This is a genomic window from Gracilibacillus sp. D59, assembly GCF_052246695.1.
Lineage (GTDB): Bacteria > Bacillota > Bacilli > Bacillales > Amphibacillaceae > Gracilibacillus.
The window spans coordinates 643,035-654,963 of sequence record NZ_JBQQCK010000001.1; the positions used below are offsets into that span (position 1 = coordinate 643,035).

An 11,929-nucleotide genomic window follows, 5' to 3' on the forward strand; every position below is an offset into this window, starting at 1 on the left:
AAATAGCATTACTTTATGATTTTATGGACAAATTTAAGAACAGGACAAGTGTTTAGGTATTATTAACCATAAAGATAGATTGATGGTAACACTTAGTTTTTTGGCTGTTCTCTGTATATCTTAAAATAACTCACAAAGAGGTCACTCACTATCCCATAAAAAAAAGAACCTGATTAAATATCAGGCTCTAAACTCACCTTCCATAATCGTTTCCGTTAGTGGACGGCGATCGGAAGGTAATTCGCGTTCTTTCAATTTATCTACTAATTTTTCTTTCTCATCCTGGTAGCCGAGTGCTATAACTGCATGAATCGCATATTGCTCTGGGATATTTAATACTTCACGAGCTTTGTCTTTATAAAATCCACCCATTGCGTGAGTGATTAGACCTTTTTTCATTGCTTGTAAAGCTAAATAACCCCAAGCTGAACCAGTATCAAAATCATGTGATCCACCCGCTTCAGTATCAGAGATCACTAATGCAAATGCTGGTACCTTCGTACACCATGCCAAGTTTCCATCCATAATAAAAGAATGGAATTTCTTACGGTCTTCCTCTGTTCTTGCAATGATGAAGCGCCATGGTTGTTTGTTCATGGCAGATGGAGCCCATCGTGATGCTTCGAAAACCGTCATCAATGTTTCTTCATCCACCTCTTGTTCTGAAAAAGAACGAGGTGACCAGCGATTTAAAAACATTTCATCAATTGGATAGTCCGCTGTACGGTAGTCACTTATATTAAAATTTTTCATCCGTATTCCCCCTTCAACCACACATTATATGCCAATTTGGATCATATCTCAAAAATCACGCTTCTGGGCGAACGTCATAACTTATAGTAATACCAGCAATTAAAGGAGAAGGCAACATGAAAAGGTTCTTCCATTTTTGTTTCATCATGACCTTTGGTTTCGGTTTCTTTGTTATTTTCTTGCTATTTGTTGTCCCTATGATCGGGTTAAAAACCTTTATTATTTTGATTATTTTGTTAATCCTTGGCTTTGTTTTGGAATTAATTTGTAAATAATTTGCATAATTTTGAAAAATCACGTGATTTTTATATAGTTATATAGTATTATATAAATAGTACTATATAATATACAGAAAGTGATGTGAAACCAGTGTATGATAAAGGGAAATTAGTGCGAAAATACCGGAAGGAACTTAATTGGACACAAGGAAAATTGGCCAAAAAAGTAGATACCAGCACATCAACGATCAGCAAAATTGAAGCAGATAAATACCAGCCACCTGCAGAATTAATGTCGAAGATTCAAAAAGTTCTCCAGATTGAGGAACTCACCTACCATGAAAATCATCCACTCATTAATCAATTAACCTCTTGGCAACAAAGTCTCAGCCAAAGAAATTATGCTACTGCAAATAAATACTACAACGAACTCAAAAAATTTCCGATAACTTATTTTTACAGTCAAAAAGGATTATATTCATTATGTCATTTTAAACATGCACTTCATTTATACCGTACAGATATTGCATCCATGTTCTTAGATGATGTAAAGAAGTGCGCAGATACACTATCCTCAGTAAATAGCTATCCATACATGAAAACGATCGGTCTGTATTATTTGTTACGGGATCATCTAAATGATGCATTCACTTATTTGAACGATGCCATCAGAATGAATCCTGACATGTTTGAAAGAGATGGTGAAATTCACCTGTACTACGCGTTCGCCTATGCTAAAATGGGACAAAACTTAGATTCCACTAACCATGCCTCCACTGCCTTATCCATATTTCAGTCAAAATTGAACCAGCCAAATATTTTGCTGTCTCGTATCATAAAAATTAAAAACAACATGCGCAGCCCAAACCACCCAATAGAAGAAATTATCCAAGAGTTACATAGTATTCTTGATAATTATACAAGCATACATAAATATTATATTTATTATATGTTAGGTATTGCTTACCTACAAAACAATGATTTTGAAGGAGCTTTAAGATATTGCAGAAAAGCAGTAAACAATGAAAAAATAAAACCACTCAAAGTGAAATATATCTTTTTTACCGCTTATATGTACATGTTGCGGGAAGATACCAAGATGGCTTTAACATACATTGAAGCTGGAATAAGGATTAACCAAGATAAAAAATATCAGTACTTTTTTCAACTGCTAAAGGAAATTATGCAAGGAACGTATGGTACTGAAGCTTATCGTCAGAAAATATCAGAAGAAATCATTCCTTATTTTGAATCGACAGGGAATCTGGTTGAAAAAAATTATTGCCACGCATTACTAGGTGATGTCTATTATCATATAAAGTCTTATAAACAAGCTGCAAATCATTATTATATTTATCCTGGTAATTCGTATATTGCGGAATTACTGGCAAAGTATCCGCAGAAGTAAAAATTCCCACACATTTTTTTGAATTCTTGAATCAGAATATCCATATAGGAGGTGTGTGAGATGGCGAAAGATGTTAAATGTGAGGTAAATAACTGTAAGTTCTGGGCTGATGGCAATAGATGTCATGCTGCTACTATCTATGTTGTCAGCCATACCGGAAAAAGTGCTGCCAATGAGAAAGAAACAGATTGCCAAACATTCGAACCGACCGTCTAACAACCTTCTTTAAAGACCTCAGCTAACTATGGGGTTAGCTGAGGTTAATTTCATAAAAACACTCTAGCATCTGGAAACTAACGCGTACCGTTTAAACGGGTGCACTATTTCATTGCTAGCGCATTTTCTCTGGTAAAGCAACAATGGACTCAATTAATGTATTGAGTTTTGTTTCGATGCGGTGTAACAAATAGAATGTCACCGCAACAGGAAATCCGACATCGGTAATTAACGATATCCACGTTTGCTCCATCTTAATAACTCCTCTCTTTTATGATTTTCCCTATAAGAAAAGGAGAGCTTTTCTGCTCTCCTTTTTTGATACATTAGATTTCAATTTCCGTTACATTTCGCTCGACAATGCGGGCACTTTTCTTTGCAACTAAATCACCGCCTGAAGAAAAGAAAGCATTCTCACTAAGGATAGCATCCATCGCAGTATTTACCGTAACCGGGTCAACTGGTTCGACTGGATAATCCAATGAGAAAGTAACTGTTTTGCCTTCTGCATTTTCAAATTTCAATTCGATCTTCTTCATCACTTCCACCTCCTTGTTTTAATGGGCTAGGATTTACTCTTCTGTGATTAATGCTGTGTCATTACGCTCCACCGTATATAAGACAAGTTGTTGCAGAGGGACAAGTGCTTGTGTCACTGCTAGAAGTTGATCCGCTGTCGCATCTAACTTCACGTTGTTAAAGGACTTTGTCTTATAAATCGGATCTCCAGAAACTGGGTCAGTGCCATTTTCAAATGTTAATTGCATTCTGGAATCAGTTCTTTCCGCTAAAGCCATGTGTGCCACCTCCCTTCACCTTTATAATCAAATTGGGAGGTGGGAAGGTGTCGTAATCAAAAAAATAATTTCATTTCAGCAAGCTTATAAACTAATCCAAAATGATGTTATAAATTTTGAATAACATTTTCCATTTCTTACGTCTAATTTATAAAGGAGGTGGAGGTCAATTGGAATTAAATCATAAATTGGAAGATATACAGTCGAAGGAACAGTTATTAACTCAATTAATAGAATTTTATGGAGATGAATTAAAAAGAATCGCTTATCTTTATGTGAAGGATAAATCACAATGTGATGATATTATCCAAGAAGTATTTATATCTTGTATACACATTTAAACTCATTTCGCCAAGAATCAAATTACAAAACTTGGCTGATTCGAATCACATTAAACAAATGTAAAGACTATCATCGAAAATGGAGTATACGAAATATTATTCATAAACCCGTAATTGATTCGAATTTATACCATGATAACTCTACTAATTCAACTGAACAAATAGTTGAACAAAAAGAGATCGGAAACGAAATTATACATGCTATTTCTAGCCTCAAGCCAACATATAAGGAAATATTAATTCTTTATTATTTGCAAGATTTTAAACTAAAAGAAATAAGCACGACGCTTAATATGAACTTTCATACAACTAAAACGAGGTTTATAAGGGGTAAAAACTTTCTAAAAAAAGAACTAGAAAGGAGGGGTTATAAAGATGGATCATTTTGATTCCCAAATAAAAAAACATCTAAAAAATCAGTTAGATAAAAATGTTCATTTTTCAATGGATAATAAGGAACACATTACCCAATCATTAATGCAAAAAAGGAGACATCCATTTATTATTAAAGCCTTAACAATATTAGTTTTTTCCTTAATGTTAATTCTTGCTATAAGTTTACCTGTATGGTTTCAATCTCAAAATAGTATTACCATGAGACAAAGCGTATCTCCTCTTTCAGAATTAAATATTAGTGTAAAAGAAATAATTCCTGAGGGATTTTTTAAAGAACAAGAAAAAGGAGAAAACAATACTATTATTAAAGGTGATGAAGAAGCTAATGGTCAGAATGAACATACTCCTTCAGATTCTACAAGCGATGATAGTAATGATAATGAAAATGTTTCTCCAGATTCTGCAGATGAAAAAGAAAAAAACCAATCTAAAACTGTTGATAAGGAAATATTTATTCAATTAGTAGAAAAATTCAATTCAATGGGAGATTATTTAACAGAAGGTATGACCTTTGATGAATCCATTACACCAGATGGTGCCTACGTGTCAAAAACATTCAGTTCCAAAAATGAATATTACAACTATCTCTCAGACTATATGACTTATGATCTGGCAAAAGAGTTATGGGGTTATAGGCTTGTGGAGCATGACGATAAATTAGGGGTTATACCAATGGATGGACATGTCACATTTTTGTTAGATCAGCCTTATACAATAGAGAGGCGTTCTAATACAGAGTATTTCATTACTCAAGAACAGACAACAGATTTATATGGACGTATTCAACTAACAGTTTATTTTATCTTTCAAGAAGACCAATGGTTAATAAGTGAAATTGAAAAAAAGTGATAGATCAAATGATGCTTATTATTTAGGCGCAATTATGTTAATAGTTTAGAAATTCAAACATTTATGTAACCTTTATAAAACATTCTCGTCTAAGTATGTAAAGATTTCTGGAGGTATTTTCACATGAGACTATTAACATTTAGCTTTTCTCTTTTATGTATATTTTTTATTATTGGTTGCAGTCAACAAACTATAAAAGCTCAAATCAATGAAGCCAGTATTATTAAAAAAGAGCAAAAAACAATTCCAGTTCAGTTAGATGGAAAGACGATCGAAAGTGTTTCTATATCAAAAATTGGAGAAATTACCTCCGATGAAAAAAATCCTCATATTGTATATTACCAAGAGGACAACAAGGCTGTTTCTACTTTTGCGGAAATGGTAAGACGCGGAGAACGAATGAAGGGTATGTTTGATGTTTTAGCATCAGATTATACAGTTACTTTCTTGTTTCAAGATAAAACCACTTCAAATTATTATTTGTGGCTAGGTGAAGATGTAGGTTCGATTATGAATCAAAACGACTCTCACACAATGTATATGATTCCTAAGGATTTAATCTTAAGTTTAAATCGATTAGTTTTATCAAACAAATAGCCCTACAATGAGGGCTATTTGTCTTTTGGATTATAATTATCGACCTGTTGGAATAGATTTTCTAAATATTCATCTACATTTTCCTTAGTCACAACGGTAATTATCTCATTATTTTCTTCGGGTTTTTCCAAGGCTTCAATTAACCTGTCTGCTTTATTATGGTTAATATGGGTTAAGTCAAACCATGTCCCTTCTACATTTTCTGTTATCGGAGAAATCATTTGAAAAGAATAAACTTTATCAAATTGGTTTACCATCGCATGATACCATTTATCAAAACCATCACGATATCCTTCTATTTTTAGCATAGCAACAAGTTTACGAGCAGGCATCGGTTCAGTAAATGGAACAAATTCTGTCGTAGGATTACTTTCAATAAGATCTTTCAGCATATCTTCATAATTAGGATTATAATCATATTCTTTTAATTCTCTATCTTCCATCTTTTCTTCATATTCTTCGATCTCTTTTATAATTTCTGATCCATCTTGTCCAGTGAAAGCAACATTATTTCTTTTATATGCTCTATGACCAGTAAATTCACCTTTTGTAGACATTTCTATACTTTTCTTAGATTTTTGATAGGTATCATAGGAAAATAATGAAGTATATCTATAAAAAGGCTCATTAGTTGTTGAAATATGAACATCAGGATGCTCTCTTGTAATTTCATGACCAATATGGAATGAATTCAGATACATTTCCATATATATTTTTTTAAATGGCCGACCATTTTGCTTCTTGGCATAGTCAATGTAGTACGGATATTCTAGAAATGATTGTGCACTAAGACCATAGTTATAGGTCGGTTCACTAAAATGATACTGATTCATATAGGTTGTCCTACTTGTTCCTATAAGTAGGTTATCATAATCAAACTCATCTCCAAATGTGATATCATTTGTTTTTTGCTGTCTTTCGTTAAATCCTCGCTGCACACTATTGTATTTATTACTATGATCAAAATTCCATAAGGGATCTATATACATATTAAATCCCATAATTGCACCAACAGGCAATCCTAAAAATAAAGTACCTGAGGAGATTAATAATATAAGCCACTTCTTTGCAGTCACCCCAAACACTCCTTTAGTTAGAAATTAAAATATAAAAATTCACTATTTTTATTAATGAAGAATATAACCCCTAATGTGATGGCCATTAATAATTGAACAAAAACAAGATTTCTTATGTTTGTTTTAAATCCTTCTAAGAGTTCAATTGAATTTCTAGTAATAAATGAAATCAATAATAAAACAAACAGACTAAACACAATTATTTTTGGATTATCTAAAGTGAAAAATATAAAGTCATATTCATCACCTGCGGCAAATATTTCCATTGGTTTATTAAAGAATTTCCGAATTGGATAATCATAATTATATTCAAATAAAAACATCTTTCTTATGATTGTATTTGCTTGTTCAAAACTAGTCGCCCGAAAATAAACCCAAGTTGTATTCACAAATATAAATGTGATAAACCAAGATACAATTAACGGAAATGAAAGATTTATTTTATTCATTAACCGCACAATAACCGAAGCTATTCCGTGAAGCATGCCCCAAATAATAAAAGTCCATCCAGCTCCATGCCAAAAACCACTAATAAAGAAAATAATCAAAATATTGACATATGTTCTACTTACTCCTTTTCGGTTTCCTCCTAAAGGAATATAAACGTAATGTGTTAAAAAGCGAGTTAACGTCATATGCCATCTATTCCAAAAATCTTGAATATTACGAGCTTTGTAAGGTGAAAAGAAATTAACAGGTAATTTAATGTTAAATAATAGCCCTATACCAATTGCCATATCACAATAACCACTAAAATCAAAATATAGTTGTGTTGTATAGCTGAGTGAAGTGATCCAAGCGTCAATAGTGCTTAAATTTTCATAGTTTTGAAAACCAGCATTAGCCCAAATTGCTACAGTATCAGCAATTGCTACTTTTTTAGTTAAGCCTATGATAAATATAAATAAACCTCGAGCTATATTATCCCAGTTTACTCGCTTATTTTCCTCATTTTCGAACTGGGGCATCATTTCTTTATGATGTACGATTGGACCTGCTATTAATTGCGGAAAAAACGTAACAAATAATAAATAAGTTGACAATTTGGGATCTGTGTAACTACCTTTATATCTATCCACTAAATATGCAATTTGTTGAAATGTAAAAAAGCTAATTGCTAATGGCAACATGATATGTAGCAAAGCAATTTCAGTATGGAATACTGTATTTATATTTTTAATAAAGAAATCAGCATATTTAAAATAACCAAGCAATCCTATATTAAATAAAATACCAAGCACGATTGCGCCTTTTCTAATTTTACTATTCAAATGTTGAGAAAAACACTTTGAAATAGTGAAATTCACAATCATTGATCCAAGTATTAATAAGATATAGATGGGATTCCAGTATGCATAGAAAAATAACGAACATAAAACTAACCATACTTTAGAAAACTTACTAGAACCAATTTTTGCTAATATAAAATATCCTATTACGGTTACTGGTAAAAATACAAATATAAAAGGTACTGAATTAAACAACATAGAGCAATGTTCCTTCCAAAGATGAAATTAAGAGAAATAATCAACCCTACATGTAAAGAGCTGATTATATTTATTACTAAACTTTTTGATTTTTTCCTAGTATTTTTCTTACACTACTTAATATAGGCTGTTGACCATTCATAACGATTCCGGACAATTCGGCAATTAATTGAATACCAATAATAATCAACCCTAAAATAATCAATGATGTTAACATCGTTGCACTATTAAAGATAATCGCCATAATACCGAAGAAACCGCTAAATGCATATATGATTAACACAGCAGTTTGATGACTGTAACCCATCTCAACTAGCTGGTAATGGATATGTTTACGGTCTGCTGTACCTATATTTTGCTTATTTATCATGCGTCTTACAATGGCAAAGAGCGTATCAAAAATAGGAACAGCTATAATAATAATCGGGATGATAAAACTAAAAAAGGCGACATTCTTAAAGAGACCGAGCATGGATATAACTGAAATCGCATATCCTAAAAACAAAGCACCGGTATCGCCCATAAAAATCTTTGCTGGATAAAAGTTGTGGTATAGAAAACCAAGGCAGCTTCCAACTAAAACCATCCCTAGATATACAACTATCATACGATAATCAGTAATTGCGATAATTAAGATGCTTGTTAAACCAATAGCTGATACACCTGCTGCAAGTCCATCTAAACCATCTATAAGGTTGATCGCATTAGAAACACCAATTACCCATATTACCGTTAGAACTAAGCCAGTTCCTTCTAGATGAACTGTCCCTACAAAAGGCATTGTTAATTTGTCTATTACTAATCCAGATGAAACAACCACAAGAGCAGCAGCAAGTTGACCGATTAATTTTTGGTAAGCTTTTAAGCCAACGATATCATCAATGATACCTGTGAGGACAATGATAATTCCACCAATGATGATCTCTAACATGTGTGGGTGTTGCGGCTGTATATAAAGCAAGCCTGCTGCAACACCTAGCACAATGGCTAAGCCTCCTAATCGGGCTTTAACACCGTCATGTTTTTTCCTATTATCTGGTAGGTCTACTGCATTTATTTTAATTGCTAACTTTTTAATAAGTGGAGTTGACGCAAATGCCACGGTAGCTGAAATTAAAAAAGCTACGATTAACTCCGTTATGTTAAACATATATACACCTACTTAATAAAGTTAAGTTCTATTTACGCATTTTAACATATTTGCTTGTAATATTGAACAAATATCTTGACCCATTATAGCATGATTTTACTCCATGTATACTATAAATATACGATATTGATGATAATTTCTAGACCGTATATAAAAAATAGTTAATCTCTGCTAAATAGATCACGTGTATATACTTTATTTTTTACAACTTTTAAGTCATCGGTTAATCGGTTAGCAACAATGACATCTGCTACTTCCTTAAAGGCATCGAAATCTTTAATAACTTTTGAATTAAAGAAGGTTTCTTCATCAAGATTTGGTTCATATACAACGACTTCTACACCTTCCGCTTTCAAACGCTTCATGACACCTTGAATGGCTGATTGTCTGAAGTTATCGGAATTGGTTTTCATCGTTAAACGATAAATACCAACTACTTTTGGATTTTTAGCTAAAATACTTGATGCAATGTGGTCCTTACGAGTACGATTGGCGTCTACAATGGCTGCCATAATATTGTTTGGTACATATTGGTAATTTGCTAATAGCTGTTTAGTGTCTTTTGGTAGACAATAGCCACCATAACCGAAAGAAGGGTTGTTATAATGATTCCCAATTCTTGGATCTAATCCTACACCTTCAATTATTTGTTTGGAATTTAGGTCACGGACTTCAGCATATGTGTCTAGCTCGTTAAAAAAGGCAACACGCATTGCTAAATAGGTGTTCGCAAATAACTTAATTGCTTCAGCTTCTGTCGAATTAGTGAATAAAATATCGATATTTTCTTTAATAGCTCCTTGTGCTAATAAATTTGCAAAAATTCGAGCGCGTTCTGATTGTTCTCCCACAACGATACGAGAAGGATATAAATTATCATACAATGCTTTACCTTCCCTCAAAAACTCAGGTGAGAAAATAATGTTTTCAGTTTGAAACTTTTCACGTAACTCTAACGTATAACCTACAGGTATCGTTGATTTAATTACCATAGTTGTATCAGGATTAATGGATAAAACCGTGTCAATTACTTTTTCAACGGTAGAAGTATCAAAGTAATTCTTATCCGGGTCGTAGTTCGTAGGGGTCGAAATGATCACATAGGTTGCATTTTGGTAAGCTTGCTTTGGATCGGTTGTAGCTGTTATGTTCAGTTCTTTATTTGCCAGAAAATCTTCAATCTCTGGGTCAATAATGGGAGATTTTTTGCTATTGATGAGTTGTACTTTTTCTTCTACTATATCTAAAGCATACACTTCATTATGTTGTGCTAATAGTACTGCATTTGATAATCCAACATAGCCTGTTCCTGCTACAGCTATTTTCATTTGGTTTCGTCCTTTCTTTCGTCTATTGTAATTATTTAACATATTATCATATTTCCCTTAATTAAAATAGGATCTACTTATTTCATTAAGGTGTTGTAACTTTTATTACAACATAACGTCTAATATATTAAATTGTAAAATATTTTCTTAAATCCAATTTACGTCCATATTATTTCATAGTAAAATATAGATTAGTGTGGGCAATTATAGAAATCGGGGGAAATACGATGTCAAAAAAAGATATAAATTCAAGAATTGAAATAAAAGAAAAGAAAAAGAAGAGTAAACGTAGGAAGATTTTATTTTTTATCTTTGTACCTTTACTTGTATTAATTGCGGCTGTCTCTGCTTATGCAATCAATTTAGTAAATCAAACAGAAAAAGTCGTATCAAAATCTTATGAAGATGATGGTCGTGATAAATCGGAATTACGTGCTAAAGAAGTAGACCCTACAGAAGATCATGTATCTGTTTTATTTATAGGTGTGGATGATAGTAAACATAGAGAAACAAAGAACGAAGCAGTTCGTTCTGATGCATTAATCTTAGCTACTCTCAACAAGAATGATAATAGCGTAAAGATGCTAAGTATCCCACGTGATTCATATGTTTATGTTCCTGAAATTGGATATGAAGATAAAATTACCCACGCGCATGCATTTGGTGGAGTCCATGCAACAATCGAAACAGTTGAAACTTTCTTAGACGTTCCTGTTGACTATTATGTAAAATTGAATTTTAATGCATTCGTCGATGTCATTGACGCAATTGGTGGTATTACAATGAATGTTCCGTATGAATTTACAGAGTCCAATTCAGATGATGAAAGTGACTCCATTCACCTGTATCCTGGTGAACAAAATTTAGATGGCGAAGAGGCATTAGCTCTAGCAAGAACACGTAAAAAAGATAGCGATCTGCAACGTGGTAAAAGACAACAAGAAATTATGAAAGCTGTTATTAGTAAAGCTACCTCTGTTAACTCTGTATTTAAATTGGATGATGCGATTCAAGCTGTTGGTGATAACATGACTACGAACTTAACTTTTGATGAAATGAAAGCTTTCTTATCTTATGGTACATCTGGAAGCATTGATATCGAAACGTTAAATCTAGAAGGCAGCGATTTGTGGTTAAACAACATTTACTATTTCGGACTTAATGAGCAAAATCTTGAAGAAAACAAACAAATTTTACAAGAACACTTAAATATTAGTGAGAATAATGCAATAACTTCAACAGATAAATCGTCTAGTCAATCAAATGGATAAAAACAAACCGATCTAATAGATCGGTTTGTTTTTTATTTATAT

Annotated in this window: 16 protein-coding genes; 8 read left to right on the forward strand and 8 right to left on the reverse strand. The window is 32.7% G+C overall.

The window, feature by feature from the left end; all coding sequences use genetic code 11:
• Window positions 1–180: 180 nt before the first annotated feature.
• Window positions 181–753 (reverse strand): nitroreductase family protein, encoded by a 573-nt coding sequence (locus tag ACTWP4_RS02845; RefSeq protein ID WP_443127238.1) that lies wholly within the window; start codon window positions 751–753, stop codon window positions 181–183.
• 116 nt (window positions 754–869) lie between these two features.
• Here ACTWP4_RS02845 and ACTWP4_RS02850 point away from each other — a divergent pair, with 116 nt between their 5' ends.
• From ACTWP4_RS02850 to ACTWP4_RS02860, 3 genes are all read left to right on the forward strand, one after another.
• On the forward strand, window positions 870–1,028 hold the full coding sequence (locus ACTWP4_RS02850; RefSeq protein ID WP_443127239.1) for a hypothetical protein: 159 nt from the start codon (window positions 870–872) through the stop codon (window positions 1,026–1,028).
• Window positions 1,029–1,113: 85 nt separating this feature from the next.
• Complete coding sequence (locus ACTWP4_RS02855) at window positions 1,114–2,379, forward strand: helix-turn-helix domain-containing protein (protein WP_443127240.1); 1,266 nt, start codon at window positions 1,114–1,116, stop codon at window positions 2,377–2,379.
• Window positions 2,380–2,439: 60 nt separating this feature from the next.
• Window positions 2,440–2,595, forward strand: a complete 156-nt coding sequence (locus ACTWP4_RS02860) for a DUF1540 domain-containing protein (RefSeq protein ID WP_443127241.1) — start codon at window positions 2,440–2,442, stop codon at window positions 2,593–2,595.
• 115 nt (window positions 2,596–2,710) lie between these two features.
• Here ACTWP4_RS02860 and ACTWP4_RS02865 read toward each other — a convergent pair whose 3' ends face one another.
• From ACTWP4_RS02865 to ACTWP4_RS02875, 3 genes are all read right to left on the reverse strand, one after another.
• Window positions 2,711–2,848, reverse strand: a complete 138-nt coding sequence (locus tag ACTWP4_RS02865; protein ID WP_443127242.1) for a YvrJ family protein — start codon at window positions 2,846–2,848, stop codon at window positions 2,711–2,713.
• Window positions 2,849–2,921: 73 nt separating this feature from the next.
• A complete protein-coding gene (locus ACTWP4_RS02870) occupies window positions 2,922–3,134 on the reverse strand; it encodes a DUF2922 domain-containing protein (protein WP_443127243.1) in 213 nt (70 codons plus the stop codon).
• 33 nt (window positions 3,135–3,167) lie between these two features.
• Window positions 3,168–3,392 carry a DUF1659 domain-containing protein gene (locus tag ACTWP4_RS02875; RefSeq protein WP_443127244.1) on the reverse strand — a complete coding sequence of 75 codons (225 nt, stop codon included), beginning with the start codon at window positions 3,390–3,392 and terminating at the stop codon, window positions 3,168–3,170.
• 170 nt (window positions 3,393–3,562) lie between these two features.
• Here ACTWP4_RS02875 and ACTWP4_RS02880 point away from each other — a divergent pair, with 170 nt between their 5' ends.
• From ACTWP4_RS02880 to ACTWP4_RS02895, 4 genes are all read left to right on the forward strand, one after another.
• The gene (locus tag ACTWP4_RS02880; RefSeq protein ID WP_443127245.1) at window positions 3,563–3,733 is read left to right on the forward strand and encodes a hypothetical protein; all 171 of its coding nucleotides are present in this window, start codon (window positions 3,563–3,565) and stop codon (window positions 3,731–3,733) included.
• Window positions 3,718–4,122, forward strand: coding sequence for a sigma-70 family RNA polymerase sigma factor (locus ACTWP4_RS02885; protein ID WP_443127246.1), 405 nt, complete (start codon window positions 3,718–3,720; stop codon window positions 4,120–4,122). Before ACTWP4_RS02880 ends, ACTWP4_RS02885 begins: the two co-directional genes overlap by 16 nt.
• The gene (locus tag ACTWP4_RS02890) at window positions 4,109–4,978 is read left to right on the forward strand and encodes a hypothetical protein (protein ID WP_443127247.1); all 870 of its coding nucleotides are present in this window, start codon (window positions 4,109–4,111) and stop codon (window positions 4,976–4,978) included. Before ACTWP4_RS02885 ends, ACTWP4_RS02890 begins: the two co-directional genes overlap by 14 nt.
• Window positions 4,979–5,101: 123 nt before the next feature.
• Complete coding sequence (locus ACTWP4_RS02895; RefSeq protein WP_443127248.1) at window positions 5,102–5,575, forward strand: hypothetical protein; 474 nt, start codon at window positions 5,102–5,104, stop codon at window positions 5,573–5,575.
• 14 nt (window positions 5,576–5,589) lie between these two features.
• On the opposite strand, the gene ACTWP4_RS02900 is transcribed toward ACTWP4_RS02895, so the two are convergent.
• The 4 genes from ACTWP4_RS02900 to ACTWP4_RS02915 all read right to left on the reverse strand — a co-directional run bounded on the left by ACTWP4_RS02900 (window position 5,590) and on the right by ACTWP4_RS02915 (window position 10,616).
• Entirely contained in the window at window positions 5,590–6,651 is a 1,062-nt protein-coding gene (locus ACTWP4_RS02900) for a hypothetical protein (protein ID WP_443127249.1), read from the reverse strand.
• Between the two features lie 17 nt (window positions 6,652–6,668).
• A complete protein-coding gene (locus ACTWP4_RS02905; RefSeq protein ID WP_443127250.1) occupies window positions 6,669–8,138 on the reverse strand; it encodes an MBOAT family O-acyltransferase in 1,470 nt (489 codons plus the stop codon).
• Window positions 8,139–8,214: 76 nt separating this feature from the next.
• A complete protein-coding gene (locus ACTWP4_RS02910) occupies window positions 8,215–9,288 on the reverse strand; it encodes a glycosyltransferase family 4 protein (RefSeq protein WP_443127251.1) in 1,074 nt (357 codons plus the stop codon).
• A gap of 161 nt (window positions 9,289–9,449) precedes the next feature.
• Entirely contained in the window at window positions 9,450–10,616 is a 1,167-nt protein-coding gene (locus ACTWP4_RS02915) for a nucleotide sugar dehydrogenase (protein ID WP_443127252.1), read from the reverse strand.
• A 227-nt stretch (window positions 10,617–10,843) separates the two neighbouring features.
• Between ACTWP4_RS02915 and ACTWP4_RS02920 the strand changes: the two genes are divergently transcribed.
• Window positions 10,844–11,887: an LCP family protein gene (locus ACTWP4_RS02920; protein WP_443127253.1), complete on the forward strand. Its 1,044-nt coding sequence runs from the start codon at window positions 10,844–10,846 to the stop codon at window positions 11,885–11,887.
• Window positions 11,888–11,929: the final 42 nt, after the last annotated feature.